This is a genomic window from Eggerthella lenta DSM 2243 (assembly GCF_000024265.1).
Classification (GTDB): domain Bacteria; phylum Actinomycetota; class Coriobacteriia; order Coriobacteriales; family Eggerthellaceae; genus Eggerthella; species Eggerthella lenta.
The window spans coordinates 1658425-1675791 of record NC_013204.1 but is presented as its reverse complement, the minus strand read 5'-3'; the positions used below and the strand labels follow the sequence as shown (position 1 = coordinate 1675791).

Here is a 17367-nt window from a genome sequence, read left to right as displayed (position 1 = left end):
GAACCTAGTAATGCAGCGCGTTGGGGATGAACAGCCTTTGGTAGAGGTTCTTGGCGTAGCGGTCGGTCATGCCGGCGATGAAGTCGGTGACGGCGCGCAGGTCGTCGCCCTCGGAGATGGCGCGGTACTCCTGCGGAACTTCGCCCGTGTGCGCCACGTAGTAGTCGAACAGGTCGTCCACGAGGTGCGTCGCCTTCGCCACCTCGTCGGTGACGGCAGGGGCGCTGTACACGCGCTCGAACAGGAACGACCGCAGCTCCATCATGGCGTTCCACACCGCGTCGCTCATGCGGATGTCGTCGACGGCGGCCGACGTCTCCACCATGTCGAGCACGAGCGTCTCGATGCGCGACGAATGGTCGGGGCCCAGCATGGCGTGCGTCGACGCCGGCAGGTCGACCTCGCGCAGGATGCCCGCGCGGATGGCGTCGTCGATGTCGTGGTTGACGTACGCGATGCGGTCGGCCGTGCCCACGATGCGCCCCTCCAGCGTCTCGGCGCGCAGGTCGCCGGTGTGGTTGAGGATGCCGTCGCGCACCTCGGACGTGAGATTCAGTCCCTTGCCGCCGTTCTCGATGCGCTCGACCACGCGCAGGCTCTGCTCGTTGTGGCGGTAGAGCGCCTCCGCCTCGGGCGATGCCGGGTCGATCCCCTTGTGGCGCGCCAGGCAGCGCGCGAGCGCCTCCTCCCCCGTATGCCCGAAGGGCGTGTGCCCCAGGTCGTGGCCGAGCGAGATGGCCTCGGCGAGATCCTCGTTCAGCCCCAGCGCGCGGGCGATGGTGCGGGCGATCTGCGCCACCTCCAGCGTGTGCGTGAGACGGGTGCGGAAGTGGTCGCCCTCGGCGGCCAGGAACACCTGTGTCTTGTGCGACAGGCGGCGGAAGGACTTCGTGTGGAGGATCTTATCGCGGTCGCGCTGGTAGTCGGTGCGCAGGATGTCGGGCTCGGCGGATCGGTCGCGGCCGTCGCTCTCGTCGGCGAACGCCGCGTCGCAGGAAAGCTCCACGTGCTCGCGCTGCTCTTGGTCCTCGCGATGGATGATGCGCATAAGGCCCTCCTTTTCCGTCGCCCGTCCGTCGGCGACCTGCAGGATCAGTATACCAACTTATCCGGCTCGAACGCGCCGCGCTCCGTGACGATGCGCGTGATGAGGCCGGCCGGCGTCACGTCGAAGGCCGGGTTCCACACGTCGACGCCCTCGATCGCGACGGGCAGGACCTCGGAGGCATCGCGCTCTTCGATGGGGATGCCCGAGCCGTCCGCGATCGCAGGGTCGATGGTGGAGATGGGCGCGGCCACGTAGAACGGGATGCCGTGATGGCGGGCGAGCACGGCCACGCCGTACGTGCCGATCTTGTTCGCCGCGTCTCCGTTGGCGGCGATGCGGTCGGCTCCCACGATCACGGCGTCCACCTCTCCTTTAGCCATGAGGCTTGCGGCCATGTTGTCGCAGACGAGCGTGCAGGGAACGCCCGCGCGCGCCAGCTCCCACGACGTGAGGCGCGCGCCCTGCCCCACCGGGCGCGTCTCGTCGGCGTACACGCGCTCGATCTTGCCCTGCTCGGCCGCGGCGTATACCACGCCGAGCGCCGTGCCGTAGAACGCCGTCGCCAGGCTTCCGGCGTTGCAGTGCGTGAGCACGCGGCTGCCCTGCCGCAGCAGCGCGGCTCCGTGCGCGCCGATGGCGCGGTTCGCGGCTTCGTCCTCGGCCTCCATGCGCTTCGCCTCCGCGAACAGGGCGTCGGCCACGGCCGCAGGAGCCGCGCCCCCGTCGAGCGCAACACGCGCGCGGCCCAGCACGCGCTCGACCGCCCAGCGCAGGTTCACCGCGGTCGGGCGCGCGCAGGCGATCTCCTCGGCCGTCCGCTCGAGCGCGGCGCGGTATGCGGAAACCTCGCCCGCGCCCGTGTCGCCGCCGGCGGCCTCCCGAGCCCAAAGCGCCACGGCAGCGGCGCCCGCCACGCCGATGGCGGGCGCGCCGCGCACCGCGAGCGTCTTGATCGCGTCCACCACCGCCCCCCAATCCGCGGTTCGCTCGATCGCGAGCTTGCCGGGCAACAGGCGCTGGTCGACGTAGGCGAGCGTCGCGGCGCCGTCGGCGGCGCGCGCCAGCTCCACGGTGCGCGGGAGACGGTCGAGTCGGAGGTTCGCGGTCACGGGGCTTCCTTTCCTTCGGAGACCACCATTCTAACGGAAAGCGCCCGAGCGCGGCGAGAGGACGTCGCGCCGCGCCGACCGACGGGACGGGGAATGCCCTCCGAACGATCGACCGTCCGATCGGCAACCGGCTCGTGACGGTTCGATCGACGCGAGCCGCGGACGGGTATCGTGGAAGCGAACACCGTCGCAACGACCGCGCAAAGGAAGCTCCATGCCGAACACTCAAGCACCCGTCAAACCGCCCGCATCCCGACCCTGGCAGGCGGAGCCCCTTTCCGACGTCCTCCTCGAGCTCGACTCCTCGCTCGAAGGGCTGAGCGAGCTCGAGGCCGCGCGCCGCCTCGCCGAGACGGGCCCCAACGAGCTGAACGCGAAGCCGCCGCGCACGCTGGCGCAGATGGCGCGCGAGCAGCTGACCGACCCCATGATCCTCATCCTCCTCGTGGCGGCCGTGCTGTCGGCGCTTCTGCAGGAATGGGCCGAAGCCGGCATCATCTTCGCCATCGTGGTGGTGAACGCGGTCATCGGCATCGTGCAGGAGCGCAAGGCGCAGTCCTCGCTCGAAGCGCTAAGATCGATGAGCGCGCCCGAGGCGCGCGTCGTCCGCGACGGCATGGAGATGGTGGTGCCCGCGCGCGACCTCGTGCCGGGCGACCTCGTGCAGCTGGGCGACGGCAGCATGGCGCCCGCCGACCTGCGACTCGTCGAGGCGGCCGGGCTGCGCATGCAGGAAGCCGCGCTCACGGGCGAGTCGGTGCCCGTCGAGAAGGACGCCTCCGCCGTGGTTCTGCCCGGCGCGCCGCTGGGAGACCGGTCGAACATGGCGTTCGCCACCGCCATCGTCACCGCGGGACGCGGGGCGGGCATCGTGGTGGCCACGGGCATGGGAACCGAGGTCGGGCACATCGCCGGCATGCTGGAAGGCGACGAGGAGCTGGACACGCCCATCAAGCGCAAGCTGGCCTCGTTCGGCAAGATCCTCACCATCGTGGGCGTAGCGGCGGCGCTGGCCGTGCTTGCCGTCGGCCTGGCCTACGGCCGCCCGTTCGCTCCCTTGCTGCTGCTGGCCGTGTCGCTGGCCATCTCGGTGATCCCCGAGAGCCTGCCCGCCACCGCCACCATCACCATGGCGCTGGGCGTGCAGCGCATGGCCCGCCACGAGGCGCTCGTGCGCCGCCTGCCGGCCGTCGAGACGCTGGGCGGCGCCACCGTCATCTGCACGGACAAGACGGGCACCCTCACCGAGAACCGCATGAGCGTCGTGCGCGTGTCGCTGGGCCCCGACCTCGACCGCGACGAGGCGCTCGAGCCCGCCGAAGCGCTCGAGGAGCACCCCGACCTGTTCGGCTACCTCGCATTCGCCGCCGTGCTGTGCAACGACGCCGCGTTCGCGCCCGCCGAGGAGGGCGCGTCGGGGGCGCAGGCGTTCATCGGCGACCCCACCGAGGGCGCGCTGCTGGTGCTGGCGCGCGACAACGGCATCGACCCGACCGCGCTGCGCTCGACCTACCCGCGCCTGGCCGAGCGCCCCTTCGACTCCGACCGCAAGCGCATGTCCACCGTGCACGAGCGCGACGGCGAGATCGTGGCCGCCGTGAAGGGCGCGATCGATTCGCTGCTGCCCCGCTGCGCCTTCATCATGGACGAGAACGGCCCGCGGCCGATGACCGACGAGGATCGCGCCCGCGCGCTGGCCGTGGCGCAACGGCTCTCGGACGAGGCGCTGCGCGTGCTGGCATTCGCCACCCGCGCCCTGCCCGGCGTGCCCGGCGACGTCGAGGACATCGAACGCGATCTCGTGCTCATCGGCCTCGTCGGCATGATGGACCCGCCGCGGCCCGACGTGCGCCAGGCCGTGGAAACCTGCCGCACCGCCGGCGTGCGCACCGTCATGATCACGGGCGACCACGCCTCCACCGCGCGCGCCATCGGCCGCGAGCTGGACATCTTCCGCCCCGGCGACCTCGTGGTCACAGGCGCCGAGCTCGACGAGATGGACGACGCGGCGCTCGACGAGGCGGCCCGCAACACCTCGGTGTTCGCCCGCGTGTCGCCCCTGCACAAGCTGCGCATCGTGCGCGCGCTGCAGCATGCCGGCGAGGTGTGCGCCATGACGGGCGACGGCGTGAACGACGCGCCCGCGCTCAAAGCCGCCGACATCGGCGTGGCCATGGGCATCACGGGCACCGACGTGGCGAAGGACGCCTCCGACATGATCCTCATGGACGACCGCTTCACCACCATCGTCTACGCCGTGCGCGAGGGCCGCCGGGTGTTCCGCAACATCCAGAAGGTGGTCTCCTTCCTCGTGGCCGACAACGTGGCTCAGATCGTGGTACTGCTCACCGCCGTGGCCTTGAACTGGAACGCGCCGCTCACCGCCGTCATGATCCTGTGGGTGAACCTGGCAACCGCCTCGCTGCCCGCGCTCGCGCTGGGCGTGGAGCCCGCCAGCCGCCACATCATGGAGCATCCGCCCATGCGCGTGAACAACCTGCTGGACGGCCCGCTAGCGCGCCGCGTTATCTTTCAGGGCGTGTTCATCGCGGCGCTCGCGCTGGTCGCCTTCGTGATCGGCCAGAACGCGGGCAGCTACGAGCTGGGCTGCACGATGGCGTTCGGCGTGCTGGGATTCTCCCAGGTGCTGCGCTCCCTGAACCAGCGCTCCGCCACCGACCCCGTCTGGGACCGCGAGGGCGCCCGCAACCGCCAGCTGGGGCTCGCCGCGGCGGCCAGCATCGCGCTCATGCTGGTCGTGCTGCTGGTGCCGCCCTTCATCGACGCGTTCGGCGGCACGACGATGGACCTCGGTCAGTGGGCGCTCGTGGTGGGCTTCGCCCTGCTGTCCGTCGTGCAGACCGAAATCGCGAAGGCCATCGGACGCTGGCGCGCGCGCCGCTAAGCGCGCAGTCGCCGGAAAAGGGCATCCTCGCGCGCGAGAGCGCCGCCGTGCACGAACGGCGTATTGCCTACATGCACGCTTTTGACAAGGAAAACGGGTCGGAATGCCCGTACATGCTTGACAAAAACGTGCATGCGAAGGAAAGGCTTGCTGCTCGGACGCATGCGCGTTCGTCCCTCGTCGCTGCTTTGCCTTCGGCGACGGCGAAGTGGCGCTCTGATGGGTTTTCCCCGAACCGCTCATGCTCGCGCTACAATATCGTTTCACCGATGAACGAACTGCAGAGCGCGCGAAAAAAGGAGGGGGTTGAGCATGGGCGGGATCGAAACCGAGCGCGACCTTTCTCTCGACTCGACGTTCTTCGTCGCGTTCGACCTCACCCATCGCGCGCTCAAAAGCGGGCTGGCGCAGGCCAGCAGCCTCAGCGTGACGCAGTACCGCGTGCTGGTGAAGCTGCTGTCCGCAGGCCCGGACGGCATCGACCAGTCCAGCCTCGGAAAGATGCTCGACCTCAAACCGAACGTGGTGACGCAGGCCGTGAACGCGCTCGCAGCCGCCGGGTACGCGACGCGCCGACGCGCCGGCGACGGCGATAGGCGCGTGCGCACCGTGGGCATCACCGACGCCGGAGCAAGCCATGTGGCGCAGGCCAACGACGCGCTCGTCGAGCGCCTCTACGCCCTGTTCCCCACCGAAGACGCTGCCCACCGCACCATCCTCGAAGCCTCCATCGCAGCCGGCGCGAGCATCGAGGCGCCGCCGCCCGGCGAGACGGCCGGCCGCTACGCCGCTTCGCGGGCGCTCGTGTCGCTGGAACTGGTGAAGCGCGCGATGGAAAGCGCCCTCAAGGCCTCGTGCGGCGCGTCTCTCAGCGAATGCCGCGTGCTGCAGCGCCTCGGCGAGGTGGGCGAGCCGCTGCGCATCGGCGACCTGGCGTCGCAGCTGCAGATGACGGCCGTCGGCGTCGCACGGGCGGTGGACGGCCTGGCCGAGAGAGGATGGGTGGAGCGCCTGGCCAGCCCCCGCGACCGAAAGGCCGTGTTCGCCGCCGCCACGCCCCAGGGCGAGCGGCAGCGGAGGGTCATCGCGCGCACCATCGACCTGCTCGCGCGCAAGCACCTGTGGAGCAGGCTCGACGACCGGCAGCGCCGCGCGCTCGCCCGCACCTGGCGCATCGTCATCGCCGACGTCCAAGCGCGCGAGGAGGCCGAGCGCAAAGCCGCCCTCGGCCTCCTCCAGCCCATCGACTGACGCGCACGCCGTCTGCGCATGGATCGCCGATGCCAGACTTCCGCATGCAAAAACCTTCTCCGCACCGGAAAAAAGACGAGCAAGACGCTCGCACTTTCTTTTTACCGCCATTGGCGGTAAAATACTGGCGGTAAAAATATTCGAGAGGAGGCCTCTGGTGTACGAACCGCCCTTCGACCCCACCGACAAGATTACTGCAACCGCCTTGGATATCGCCGAGATGGTGGGACGGCTCGCACCCGACTCCGCGCTGTCCTCCTCGCCCGTCCTCCATCGCGAGCTGCGTATCAAAACCATACACTCTTCTCTGGCTATCGAGCAGAACACGCTCACAATGGAGCAGGTGACCGATATCATCGACGGCCGGCGCGTCTTCGGTCCGCCCGACGATATCCGGGAGGTCCGGAATGCCAAACGAGCATACGACTTGCTCGGCAACTGGGATCCGCGCAACATGGACGACCTCCTCGAGGCCCACGGCGTCATGATGGAAGGCCTGCGCAAGGACGCGGGAACCTTCCGGACGAAAAACGCAGGAGTATACGACGGGGATCGATTGATCCATGCCGGAACCCCCGCATCCTACGTTCCCGAAGTTATGGCCGACCTGTTCGAATGGCTGGGTTCGACGAAGCTCCACCCGCTTCTCGCTTCGTGCGTATTCCATTACGAGTTCGAATTCATCCACCCGTTCTCCGACGGAAACGGCCGCATCGGAAGGCTCTGGCACACGCTGCTGCTGGCTCGATGGCGCTCCGTGCTCACCTGGCTGCCGATCGAAAGCATGATCCGGGAGCGCCAAGACGCGTACTACGCCGCATTGAACGAATCGAACGCGACCGGATCCTCGACCGCCTTCGTAGCCTTCATGCTCTCGGCCATCCGCGATGCGATGGAGCCTTTCTGCACGGAAGAGCGTCGAGAGGACGGGCTGAGGAATAGCATCCTGAGCCTCATGGCCGAGAACCCTTCGATCACGGTCTCCGAGATCGCGGAAGCCGTCGGCCTGGCAAGACGCACGACGGAGCGCGCCATAGCTTCGCTCAAGGAAAGCGGGCGCGTCCGGCGCGTCGGAAGCCCACGCGCCGGACACTGGGATATTCCCTAAAAGAAGGCCGCGCTTCCCCCTGTCCGAAAGGAGAAGCGCGACCGGGATTCCATGCTACGCGCGACCCTTCTTCACCAGCGCGCCCATCCCGAACATGATGGCCAGGTTCACGACCACGTCGGCGGCGAACCACGCGCCCACGGCCGCCAGGTTGATCGACGCTGCATTGACGGCCGAGAACGTGCCCACGGTGAGAACCATGACCACGAGACCGCAGACGAAAGCCGCGAGCACCAGGTTCCAGCCTGCGCGCTTCTCGTCGCGCGCCCGCGCGAGGCAAGCGCACACCGTCATGGACGCTGCGCCCAGAAGCGTGCCGAGAAACGCCGCGAACCCCACGAGCGCCAGCACGAGCATCGGCAGGGAGGGCAGCTTCGAGCTCATGGACGCCACCTGCACGGCCGAGAGTATCCCGCTCGCCGTGATCAGCAGGCACACGATGGCCGCAAGCGCCGTCGCCCAGCCCCACAGAAACGCAGTCGCCGGCCTGCCCGCGCCCTCGCTGCGGCGCGCGAACAGCAGACCGTGCAGCGCGACGCCCGCCGTGGACACGACCATCGCCAGCGATGCTGCGTACATGAACGCCACGAGCGCCGACCCGGTCAGGATGGAGCACACGACGTCGAGGATGGGCACGTCGGCCGCCGAGATGTAGTCGTAGGAAAGCGTTCCGGTCAAGTCCATCACGGCCAGCCCGATGCGCCCCACGATCGCCACCGCGAGCGCGATCAGGAACAGCATCGCATACGGCCGCGCCATGTCCTTCAACTGCTCTTTCATGCTACTCCCCTCCCTTCATCTCGTTGGCGACGGCGTACGTGCCGCACAAGTACCCGCCGCAGAACGCCAGGCTCACGTCGCCCAACAGCGAACCCAGGATAGGGTCGCCGATGTAGCTGTTCTCGCCGCACGCGCCGCCGGCCGTGTGCCAGCCCGCGTACAGGCCGGGGATCACGGTGCCCTTGGTCGAGATCACCTGCATCTCGTCGTTGATCATGAGGCCTGCCTTCGTGCCGTACAGGTTTCCGCCGATGCGGCAGCCGTAGAACGGCGGGTCCTTGATGGCGTGCAGCCACTCGGGAGGCATGGGATACATGAAGTCGTCCTCGCCGCGCTCGCAGCACGCGTTCCACTTCTCCACGGCCTCTACCAGCACGCCGGGGGCGAACCCCAGGTCGCGCTCCAGCTCCTCCAGCGAGTCGCGCTTCTTCAGCACGTCGGCGTCGATGGCGTCCTGCACGCCGTGGTGCCAGTCGCGATAATGCTCGGGCACCTTGTCGATCTGCTCGAGGTCGGGCGTGATCAGCTTGCGGCAATGCTCCTGCGCGAAGCCGGCCAGATGATCCTCGTAGTGCGCGTCGAAGACGATGTAGGAGCGGTGCCCCGGCGGCGTCATCTGGATGGTGGCCAGATCGCCCAGCGCGTAGATGGCGTTCGCGCCGTCCTCGCCCACGCGGCTGTCCATGTAGCGAAGACGGTTGCCGCAGCGGTCGACGGTGAACCACGGCTGGCGCGACAGCTGCGTCATGCCGTCGTAGAGGAAGCGCGCCCACTGGCCGCCCTCGGCCTCCCAATCGACGCCGCCGTCGAAGCTGGCCGAGCTGTTGAAGCCCGACACGTCGGCGTTCACGCCCAAGCCCATGCGGAAGCACTCGCCCGTCTCGCCCGCCGTGAGGTAGCTCGAGGCGCAGCCCATGGCCGCCGTGGGGATGTAGCGCTCCAACAGGGCTTTGTTGTTGCAGAAGCCGCCCGCCGTGAGGATGACGGCGCGTTCGGCGTGGATGTACTTCTCTGCGCCGTAATCCTCGCGCACCACCACGCCCACGATCCTCCCGTCGCCGTCCTGCACGAGCGCCTCCGCCGGGCTTTGGAAGAGGTACTGCACGCCGTGCTTCTGACCAAAGCTGAACATGGCGTCGGTGGCGTCCTTCATCTTGAGCACATGGTGGTCGAGCGTCGAGTTCTTCGGCGCCACGTACACCGGCACCTCGCCCAAGCGCCACCGGACGCCGCAGTCGGCCATCCAGTCGATGCACGTGCCGCCCGCCTCGGCGATGCGGTGGATGAGCAGCGGGTCGCACGCGTAATGGTACTCGTCGATGGCCCAATCGGCCAGCTTGCGCGCGTCGAAGGGGTAGGACGGGAACGCGAAACGCTTCGACTCCTGCAGCTTCGATCCGCCGAGGATGGCGCACATGCCCGCCTCCTGGGCGTTGCCGCCGTGCAGGCCCATAGCCTCGACGCAGATGGTCCGCGCGCCCTGCTCGGCCGCGCGCGCCGCCGCGTTCAAGCCGCCGCCGCCCGCGCCCACCACACAGATGTCGCACTCGCAATCCCATGTCGCGGGCACCGCGCGCGGAGGGATAGGGCTTGCATCGTCCGCCGGGAACGCCGCGCCGTTGTGCTCGCGATACGTGCCGTCCGACCAAGAGGCGTTGGTGACGGCGCTGTCGGGCACGTCGACGGCCTTCGACCCATCAGCCGCCCAGTCGCCGATCACGCCCTCCTGCACCGCATAGGCCGCGCCCGGCACCGCCGCCGCGGCCGCGGCGGCTCCCACCGTCAAGCCCGCCCTCGTCAAGAAATCGCGGCGAGACAGCGGCGCATGCGCGCCCGTCTGCCCGTGAACCTGCTTCGTCATCGGAATCCCCCCTGTTCCTGCTTCGCGGCGGCGGCTTCTGCCTGCGAGAGCGCGTCCTCCACCGCCTGCCTGACGCCCGCCGTGGTGATGGTGGCGCCGCTGATCGCGTCGATGCCGGCGCCTTGCGCGGCCTCGATCATGGCGGCGAACCTGCCGTCGCGGATGGCCTCGTAGCCTCCGCGGCTCTGGCTCTCGCCCTCCTGCGCGGTTTCCAAACACGAGATGCGGTTGTCCTGCACGAGCAGCTTGACGGTCACGAGGCCCTCCATCCCTTTGCCCGTGCCCGTGTACACGCCGTCGGCGAGCTCGCCTTCGGCCTTCGCGCCCTGATCGGCCTGAACCTCCTGAGCCCACGGATCGTCCAGGCGCATGGCCAGCTGCTCGGCGCTGGCCGCGTCCTTCGACCCCGAGCCTTCGAATCCCGCGCCGCAGCCCGTCATGCCCGCCGCCAGCACCGCGGCCCCGCATACGGCCGCTGCCGTCCTCTTCATCATCGCTCCTCCTTTTCGCACGCCCTACCGGGGGCTTTCCCAACCGTCGGGAACCGCGTAGTCGTGACACGCGTTGCAGTACATATACGACGATCCATGCGCGCCGTGGCAGTTGCTGCAATCGATGGCCTCGCCCTGATGCGACGCATGCGGGTTCACCCCCGCCTCGCCTCCCCAATCCTCGGTGGCGGCCTTCACGTCTTCCCAATCATGGCAGCCGGCCGATGCGCACATCTTCTTATCGGCCGTCACGCCATGGGTAGTCAGATGCCCCGTCTCGTCAGTGGCGAAATCGCCGCGCACCCACGACAGCCCTTCGGCGACCTGATCGGACAACTTCGCCTCGTGGCACTTCAAACACGTAACGTCGGCGCGCTCGTGGGCGTTCGCCATAAGCGTCGCGTCGTTGAAGTAGCCGTCCACGTAGACGTCCATCGGATCGTGGCAAACGGCGTTGCAGAAGCTCGGCTGCTCGTGCCAAACCCAGAAACCCGCGCCCGCCGCCACGACGACCGCCGCGATCACGCCGACCACGATAGGCCAGCGCCTCCCTCTCCGCTTTCCGCTCGGCTTGCTCTCCTCCATGACCCCTCCTTCTCGGTTTCGCGTCCGCTGCTCCGCGATGCCCTCGGCATCGGATCGCCCGACGCCGCCTCGGCCGAGATGCGGCCCTGCGTCCGCTTGCTCCCTCATTAGTTCATCTGCGTTCTTTTTTCGTTTCACAAATGAACTTAATGACCTGCATGCTAGCATCCTCGCAGGCAAAGAGGAAGCCGCGGTTGACGGCTTCGCGCGTTTCGTCATTGCCGTCGCGGACGCGCGCGCTTCGCCGCTTACGTCCCCCTCTTCGTTGACGAATCCCTGAAACTGTCTATTGACGCTCCGTCAACCAGGGGCGTATGCTGCGCTCATCAGGGGATCGAACGAAACACGCCGCCATGGCGGCGAACCGCAGGATCGTTCAAGCGAACGGGGCAAGGAGGGCGGCATGGCAACCTCGAACGAGAAGGCGCGCAACGCGGCATCGGCCGAGCGTCGAGCCGACATCGTGGCCGCGGCCCGCGAGCTGTACGAGGAGCAGGGGCTCTCGAAAACCTCCGTGCAGGACATCACCAACCGCATGGGCGTGGCGCGCTCGCTGTTCTACCATTACTTCCCTGACAAGGAGGCCGTCACCTCGGCCGTCCTCGACGACTACGTGGCCGACTTCATCGAGGCCACTCATTACTGGAACGCGCAACGGCACCCGGGCGACATCGAAAGCGCCCTTTCCAGCGTCGTAAAGCTCATGCGCCTCGGCGTGTTCGAGCACGACGCGTTCCGCCGCTCGCTGGCCTCGCACGAGAACGCGGCGCTTTACATCGACTTCGTGAACCGCGTGGCCGACCGCGTGGCCACGTACATCGTGGACACCACGGTGCGCGACTACGGCGCGCTGCACGAGATACGCATCGAGCACGTCTACGAGACGTTCTACGTGCTCATCTTGGGCATCGTCGGCTACCTGCGAACGCATCCGGACGTCGACGACGAGGTGCTGAAGGATCTCATCGCCCAAACGCTGCACATGGACCGCGGCGCGAACGGCGCACCCGAAAGCGGATAGAACCTGCGCAGGCGAACCCGCATGCAACGGTATCGATAATCTCATCTGAAGAAACAGCAGGCCGGAAGGCGGCCTGTGCGAAGCGTACCCTGAAGAAGGAGGGTGTCATGTTGTTCCAAGTCTACGGGGAGAACGCCCTGTACCAATGGCTCGGCTGGGCCATCGTGTTCATCGGGTTGATCCTCATCAACGAAGTGGCGCGCCGCACGAAGGCGGGCGGCGTGTTCTGCTTCATCGTGCTGCCCGTCGCGTTGACGGCGTACTTCGTCGCCATTTCCATCGGCGCCGGCATCGGCCAGCAGTGGGCGCTCGACAACCCCACGCACGTGCACATGAACAGCTGGTTCCACTACGCGAAGCTCTACGCGGCCACCATCGGGTGCATCGGCTTCATGGCCATCAAGTACTCGTGGGGCGCTATCGGCAAGGCGCACTGGTTCAAGTGCTTCCCGTTCGTCATCGTGGCCATCAACATCCTCATCGCCGTGGTCAGCGACTTCGAGAGCGCCATCCGCGCCTGGGGCACCACCTGGGTGTCCTCCGAGGGCGTCACGCTGTACGGCGGTTGGCACAACGTGTTCAACGGCGTGGCGGGCATCATCAACATCGCCTGCATGACCGGCTGGTTCGGCATCTACATTTCCAAGAAGCGCCAGGACATGCTGTGGCCGGACATGACCTGGGTGTTCATCATCGCCTACGACCTGTGGAACTTCTGCTACACCTACAACTGCCTGCCCACGCACTCCTGGTACTGCGGCCTGGCCCTGCTGCTGGCCCCCACCGTGGCGGCGTTCTTCTGGAACAAAGGCGGCTGGATCCAGAACCGCGCGTTCACACTGGCCATCTGGTGCATGTTCGCCCAGTGCGTGCCGGCGTTCCAGGACTACAGCGTGTTCAGCGTGCAGTCGGTGAACAACCCGAACGTGAACCTGGCCGTGTCCGTCATCGCGCTTCTGGCCAACATCGCCGCGTTCGCCTACATCATGTACCGCGCCAAGAAGCTCAAGGTGAACCCGTACATGAACGAGGTGTTCGCCGGCACGAAAGACTACGACAAGGCCATGGCGCGCCGCGCCACCCCCGCGGAGCTGGCGGAATCGTAAGAAACCAGAAACCGATCCATGTTTGGGAAGCGGCCCGCAAGGGCCGCTTCTTTTTCGTCCGCCGACGCGTCTCGGCTTGCTACAATGAGGTTTCGACCGTACAGTGCGCGAAGAGGAACCTATGCAGTCCATACCCCAGCTCGTCAACGACCTCGCCTTGCTGCTCGCCGTGGCGGCGGTGGCCACCATCGTCTGCCGGCGTTTCAAACAGCCGCTCGTGCTGGGGTACGTGGTGGCCGGATTCCTCGTGAGCCCCGCTATCGGCTGGATCCCCAACATCGTGGAGACGGCCGACGTGTCCACCTGGTCGCAGATCGGCGTCATCTTCCTCATGTTCGGCCTGGGACTGCAGTTCAGCGTGGTGAAGCTGACCACCGTGGGCCGTCCGGCGCTCGTCACGGCCGTCGTGGAGATGTCGCTCATGATAGCGGCAGGGTTCGCCTGCGGCACGCTGCTTGGCTGGTCGCCGTCAACCAGCCTGTTCCTCGGCGGCATGCTGGCCATCTCGTCGTCCAGCATCATCGTGAAGACGTTCGGCGAGCTGGGCCTGCGCACCAAGGCCTTCGCCCAGCTCGTGTTCGGCGTGCTGGTCATCGAGGACATCGCAGGCGTGTTCCTGCTCGTGGTGCTGTCCACGGTGGCGGTCAGCGCGTCGGTGGACGGCGGTGCGGTGGCCGTGCGTATCGGACGCATGGCGCTGTACCTCGTGGTATGGTTCGCGCTCAGCGTCATCCTCGTGCCGAGCGCCCTCAAGCGCCTGCGTTCCGAGCTCAACGACGAGATCCTGCTCATCGCGTCCATCGCGCTGTGCTTGGGGATGGTGGTTCTGGCCGACGCCATCGGGTTCTCTTCGGCGCTGGGCGCGTTCCTCGCCGGATCCATCCTGGCCGGCACCGTGCAGGCAAAGCGCGTCGACGCGCTGTTCAAGCCCATCAAGGATCTGTTCGGAGCCGTGTTCTTCGTATCGGTGGGCATGCTGGTCACACCCGCGGCCGTGACGGAGAACCTGGGAGCCATCGTCGTCATCGCCTTGGTGGCCATCATCGGACGCTCGCTGTTCTGCGGGTTGGGCGCTCTGTTGTCGGGGGCAACGCTGAAAACCTCGGTGATGAGCGGGCTCAGCCTGGCGCAGATCGGCGAGTTCTCGTTCATCATCGCCGCGCTAGGATCGGCGACGGGCGTGACTCCCGACTTCCTCTACCCCGTCATCGTCACCGTGTCGGTGGCGACGACGCTCGCCTCGCCTCTTCTGGTGAAGAATTCCGAACGCATCTACCACCTCCTCGTGCGCGTCTTGCCCGAAAGCCTGTTCGCACTGCGCCATGAGCATCTGGAGCGCGCGCAGGAAGAGGACGGCGAACCGAACTTATGGGTGGACTACCTCAAACGCTGGACGCTCAAGCTGGGGCTCGTGGTGCTGGCCGGCATCGCATCGGTGGAGGTGCTCATGAACACGGCCCTTCCTTTGCTGTCGGGTTTCGTGCCGGAGGCCGTTCTCAACCCGTTGCTTGCCGCGGTGGGCATCTTCGTGACGGGACTGTTCCTGTCGAACCTGTTCTACACGGGACGAAAGAACGAGTTCGGCGTGCTGTGGATGAAGAGCCGTCGAAACCATGTGCCGTTGGCCGTCCTGATGCTGGCGGGCGGCGCGGCGTCCTGCGGCGTGGTGGCCTACATCGTGCATGCGGCCGGCGCGCGCCAATCGGTGTGGATGTTCGTTCTGGCGGCGACGTGCTCGCTGTTGCTCGCGCGCTCGCGCACGCTGCATTCGTGGTTCCTCAAGCTGGAGACGAGCTTCGTCGGCAACCTCAACGAGTCCATCCTGGCCGAGCGCCTGGCGGAATCCGACGAGGAGGAACGCGCCGGGTGGGTGGAGGAGCGCCTGTACGTGGTGGAGGTCGAAGCGTCGCGCACGCTGCGCCGATTGGGCGCCGAGCGGTCGAGCGACTTCCTGTTCGGCATAGCGCACAACCTGGATCTCATGGCCATCGAGCGCGAGGGCGTGCGCATGGGATCGCAAGCGCTCGCGCGACTGACCAAGGAGGAGCTTGTGCGGCGCATCAACGACCCGGCCGACCCGCTGGGCATACGCGAGGGCGACGTGCTGACGTTCCTCGGCACCGAGAACGAGGTGGACGCCTACCTGCAAACCCTGCTCAAGGAGGACTCCATCGACGAGGCCGATGCCGTCAGCGCATCGTTCGACGAGTACGCGGCCGCGCACCCCGACAAGTTGGATCTCGCATGCGTGTCGCTTTCCGTGGAAGCGGGCTCGCCCTTCGCCGGCAAGACCATCGGCGCCGTCGATTTCAAGGGCTCCTTCGGCTGCCTCGTCGTCGCACACGAGCATGAGAAGCTGCTCAAGATGAAGCCGAGCCGCAACACGCGCCTGTTCCCCGATGACCGCATCTGGCTCGTGGGCGAAACGGCGGCCGCCCAAGCGCTACCGGAAAAAGACGGTGCCGCATGACCGGAGCGCGAAGATCCATGCACTTGGCAGATAGGTACAAGCGAGAAGGATTCGACATGAGCCAGCCATCCGCATTCGAACAAGTTTGTTTCGTAGCCTTTTTCGCAACCTTGCCACTCTACTCCCCGAACATGATATTCAGCCCCGACTTGGCAGGCTTCGACTTGGCCATGCCGTATTTCGTCCACTCCACGTTGGCGAGCGCCATGGTCGCCGGCATGGCAGCCGCGTGCATCGCGCTGTGCGCGAAAGAACCAAGTCGGATAACATTCCTAACTCCTCTTCGAATGACGATCGTCGCGCTTCTCTACCTGACGGGGCTTTTCCTGCTCTTCGCTTCCCTTCTTCTCCCCGGAGTTCCGGTCGAATTGTGCTCCTTGCTCGGAGGAACGCTCTGCGGAACGACGACCTTGCTCCTTTGCATCGCTTGGGGAAGCGTATTCTCCACCCTCACGTTCCGGGAAGCCCTCATTCGCCTGAGCGTCCTGCTGGCCATCTGCGCGCTCATCAATACGGGATTCGTTTACATGGGTCCCGAAACCGGGGTCGCGAGCTTTCTTCTGCTCAGCATTCTCGGACTCGTGCCCCTGCTGATCCGCTCTACGCACGGCGAGTTCGTTCGCCTGCTGAACGTGCAACGCGATGCGAAAAGCCAAGATTCCACCGTGTTCCACTCCTTCTTCTCGGTCGCCCTCGGTCCGTTCGTGGGTTTTTTGCTGTTCGCCTTGACGATGGCGGTACGCAAGATCGCGGTTTTCGGCAACATGTACGCCGAAAGCATCGGCACGATCCTCGCCGTCGTCTCGGTTCTGCCTTTATGGCTTAGGAAGTCGGACAAGCCTCTTTTGCCGTTCGTGTTCCAAATATACCTGCCCATCTTCGCCGCCATATTGTTGTTTCTCAGCAGCTTCCCCACAGGTCATGCGGTGCACAGCATCGGCATGATCGGCATTTACGTGTTCTTCGGCGCTATAGGGGTGCTTGCGCTGGCCTCGTTCTGCGCGATCGCGCACGCGCAAGAGTTCTCGGTGCCTCTGATCTTCGGTAGCTCGATCTCCGCTTTTTGCTTGGTTTCGATCATCGGCTTGCATTTCGGCGATCTTGCGGGCATCAGCGGGAACGAGGAAGCAGTATTGCTTGCGCTTTCCACCCTGTACTTCATCTCGTTGGTTCTGGTGCCCAATATACGCTCGTGGAAAACAATGTACCTCCCTTCGCAGCAGGCGAACAAGCCGAACCTGCTGTCGGACTTGGAAACATGCTGCAATCGGGTTGCCGACAAGGGCGGCCTGTCGAAACGCGAGAGAGAGGTGCTCTTGTTCCTAGGGCGCGGCTACTCCCCCGCCTACGTCGCAAAGAAGATGTTCTTGTCCGACTCCACCGTCCGCTCCCATATCAAGAGCATCTACAAAAAGCTGGACATCCACTCGCGCGAGGACCTTCTGCAGCTTATAGAAAACGAGAACGAGCCGTCTTCGATGACGGATTTCTAAAACCGGAGACTCGTCGCCCAAGCAGCTTCGCTCCGGCGAACCGGCGAACGCCATAAGCGTTTCACCTCGTGTTTTGCGTAATTCCCCAAAAACCGCGATGCTTTCCAGGCGCTTTGCAAGGACTCTTTTCCCAATTCCC

At 66.3% G+C, this 17367-nt stretch carries 13 protein-coding genes; 7 read left to right on the top strand and 6 right to left on the bottom strand.

Annotated features, from left to right (window positions below; genetic code table 11):
• Window positions 1-4 precede the first annotated feature (4 nt).
• Both ELEN_RS07005 and mtnA read right to left on the bottom strand, forming a co-directional pair.
• Window positions 5-1048, bottom strand: coding sequence for a deoxyguanosinetriphosphate triphosphohydrolase (locus ELEN_RS07005; protein WP_009609140.1), 1044 nt, complete (start codon window positions 1046-1048; stop codon window positions 5-7).
• 44 nt (window positions 1049-1092) lie between these two features.
• Window positions 1093-2157, bottom strand: a complete 1065-nt coding sequence (gene mtnA / locus ELEN_RS07000; protein WP_009609115.1) for an S-methyl-5-thioribose-1-phosphate isomerase — start codon at window positions 2155-2157, stop codon at window positions 1093-1095.
• Window positions 2158-2371: 214 nt separating this feature from the next.
• Between mtnA and ELEN_RS06995 the strand changes: the two genes are divergently transcribed.
• The 3 genes from ELEN_RS06995 to ELEN_RS06985 all read left to right on the top strand — a co-directional run bounded on the left by ELEN_RS06995 (window position 2372) and on the right by ELEN_RS06985 (window position 7421).
• Window positions 2372-5062 (top strand): cation-translocating P-type ATPase, encoded by a 2691-nt coding sequence (locus ELEN_RS06995; protein ID WP_009609148.1) that lies wholly within the window; start codon window positions 2372-2374, stop codon window positions 5060-5062.
• 312 nt (window positions 5063-5374) lie between these two features.
• Window positions 5375-6313: a MarR family transcriptional regulator gene (locus tag ELEN_RS06990; protein ID WP_009609138.1), complete on the top strand. Its 939-nt coding sequence runs from the start codon at window positions 5375-5377 to the stop codon at window positions 6311-6313.
• A gap of 157 nt (window positions 6314-6470) precedes the next feature.
• A complete protein-coding gene (locus tag ELEN_RS06985; protein WP_015760544.1) occupies window positions 6471-7421 on the top strand; it encodes a Fic family protein in 951 nt (316 codons plus the stop codon).
• A gap of 54 nt (window positions 7422-7475) precedes the next feature.
• Here ELEN_RS06985 and ELEN_RS06980 read toward each other — a convergent pair whose 3' ends face one another.
• From ELEN_RS06980 to ELEN_RS06965, 4 genes are read right to left on the bottom strand one after another with little or no spacing between them, the layout of a single operon-like run.
• A complete protein-coding gene (locus ELEN_RS06980; RefSeq protein WP_009609127.1) occupies window positions 7476-8201 on the bottom strand; it encodes a hypothetical protein in 726 nt (241 codons plus the stop codon).
• Between the two features lies 1 nt (window position 8202).
• Complete coding sequence (locus tag ELEN_RS06975; RefSeq protein ID WP_009609150.1) at window positions 8203-10062, bottom strand: FAD-binding protein; 1860 nt, start codon at window positions 10060-10062, stop codon at window positions 8203-8205.
• Window positions 10059-10556, bottom strand: coding sequence for an FMN-binding protein (locus ELEN_RS06970; protein ID WP_009609146.1), 498 nt, complete (start codon window positions 10554-10556; stop codon window positions 10059-10061). Before ELEN_RS06970 ends, ELEN_RS06975 begins: the two co-directional genes overlap by 4 nt.
• Window positions 10557-10577: 21 nt before the next feature.
• Entirely contained in the window at window positions 10578-11138 is a 561-nt protein-coding gene (locus ELEN_RS06965) for a cytochrome c3 family protein (protein ID WP_009609114.1), read from the bottom strand.
• A gap of 403 nt (window positions 11139-11541) precedes the next feature.
• Here ELEN_RS06965 and ELEN_RS06960 point away from each other — a divergent pair, with 403 nt between their 5' ends.
• The 4 genes from ELEN_RS06960 to ELEN_RS06945 all read left to right on the top strand — a co-directional run bounded on the left by ELEN_RS06960 (window position 11542) and on the right by ELEN_RS06945 (window position 17228).
• On the top strand, window positions 11542-12159 hold the full coding sequence (locus tag ELEN_RS06960; RefSeq protein ID WP_009304476.1) for a TetR/AcrR family transcriptional regulator: 618 nt from the start codon (window positions 11542-11544) through the stop codon (window positions 12157-12159).
• 107 nt (window positions 12160-12266) lie between these two features.
• Window positions 12267-13265 (top strand): DUF5692 family protein, encoded by a 999-nt coding sequence (locus tag ELEN_RS06955; RefSeq protein ID WP_009304477.1) that lies wholly within the window; start codon window positions 12267-12269, stop codon window positions 13263-13265.
• 121 nt (window positions 13266-13386) lie between these two features.
• Complete coding sequence (locus tag ELEN_RS06950) at window positions 13387-15735, top strand: cation:proton antiporter (protein ID WP_009304478.1); 2349 nt, start codon at window positions 13387-13389, stop codon at window positions 15733-15735.
• Window positions 15732-17228, top strand: coding sequence for a response regulator transcription factor (locus tag ELEN_RS06945; RefSeq protein WP_227111331.1), 1497 nt, complete (start codon window positions 15732-15734; stop codon window positions 17226-17228). The genes ELEN_RS06950 and ELEN_RS06945 overlap by 4 nt, the downstream gene beginning before the upstream one ends.
• Window positions 17229-17367 lie beyond the last annotated feature (139 nt).

Coding starts and splice junctions, on each gene's coding strand:
- ELEN_RS07005 (WP_009609140.1), bottom strand. CDS start 1,048: ATGCGCATCATCCATCGCGAGGACCAAGAGCAGCGCGAGCACGTGGAG.
- ELEN_RS06995 (WP_009609148.1), top strand. CDS start 2,372: ATGCCGAACACTCAAGCACCCGTCAAACCGCCCGCATCCCGACCCTGG.
- ELEN_RS06990 (WP_009609138.1), top strand. CDS start 5,375: ATGGGCGGGATCGAAACCGAGCGCGACCTTTCTCTCGACTCGACGTTC.
- ELEN_RS06980 (WP_009609127.1), bottom strand. CDS start 8,201: ATGAAAGAGCAGTTGAAGGACATGGCGCGGCCGTATGCGATGCTGTTC.
- ELEN_RS06975 (WP_009609150.1), bottom strand. CDS start 10,062: ATGACGAAGCAGGTTCACGGGCAGACGGGCGCGCATGCGCCGCTGTCT.
- ELEN_RS06970 (WP_009609146.1), bottom strand. CDS start 10,556: ATGATGAAGAGGACGGCAGCGGCCGTATGCGGGGCCGCGGTGCTGGCG.
- ELEN_RS06965 (WP_009609114.1), bottom strand. CDS start 11,138: ATGGAGGAGAGCAAGCCGAGCGGAAAGCGGAGAGGGAGGCGCTGGCCT.
- ELEN_RS06960 (WP_009304476.1), top strand. CDS start 11,542: ATGGCAACCTCGAACGAGAAGGCGCGCAACGCGGCATCGGCCGAGCGT.
- ELEN_RS06955 (WP_009304477.1), top strand. CDS start 12,267: ATGTTGTTCCAAGTCTACGGGGAGAACGCCCTGTACCAATGGCTCGGC.
- ELEN_RS06950 (WP_009304478.1), top strand. CDS start 13,387: ATGCAGTCCATACCCCAGCTCGTCAACGACCTCGCCTTGCTGCTCGCC.
- ELEN_RS06945 (WP_227111331.1), top strand. CDS start 15,732: ATGACCGGAGCGCGAAGATCCATGCACTTGGCAGATAGGTACAAGCGA.